The organism is Staphylococcus pasteuri, from assembly GCF_030547725.1.
GTDB classification, from domain to species: domain Bacteria; phylum Bacillota; class Bacilli; order Staphylococcales; family Staphylococcaceae; genus Staphylococcus; species Staphylococcus pasteuri.
The window spans coordinates 1-398 of record NZ_JAUOQO010000055.1; the positions used below are offsets into that span (position 1 = coordinate 1).

Consider the following 398-nt stretch of genomic DNA (forward strand, 5'->3'; position numbering starts at 1 on the left):
GGCCAACAGGTTGCGATAAATCGTTATGCAGCAGTAAATAAATAGGCTGCTTTAGCTGCTGTTTAAGTTGACTAAGTTGAGCGGCTTGCAGATTTTTATTGGCTTTTACCAACACCAAACACTGATCTAAGCTTTGATCAAATTGCGCCAAACTTAGTTGATAGCTGCCTTTTTTACTGTATTTTCTGGCCTGAGTAATAAATCGGCAAAGTTGCTGATAAGCATTAAGGTTTTTAGCCAATACCACTAACTGGCATTGCTCATCGGTGGTGAATTGGCTGCCAATGATCAAGTTAATATTGCGTTGCGCGGCCGCTTGGTGCGCTCGAACGACACCACTTAACGAGCAATCATCGGTAATTGCAATGGCTTGGTAGCCATAGTGTTCAGCTTGTTCC

The 398-nt window shown here is 43.0% G+C and carries 1 protein-coding gene; it reads right to left on the minus strand.

Annotated features, from left to right (window positions below; translation table 11 throughout):
* Positions 1-398 (minus strand): PHP domain-containing protein (locus Q4528_RS12770; RefSeq protein WP_303521849.1); only part of this gene is annotated, 398 nt, incomplete at both ends.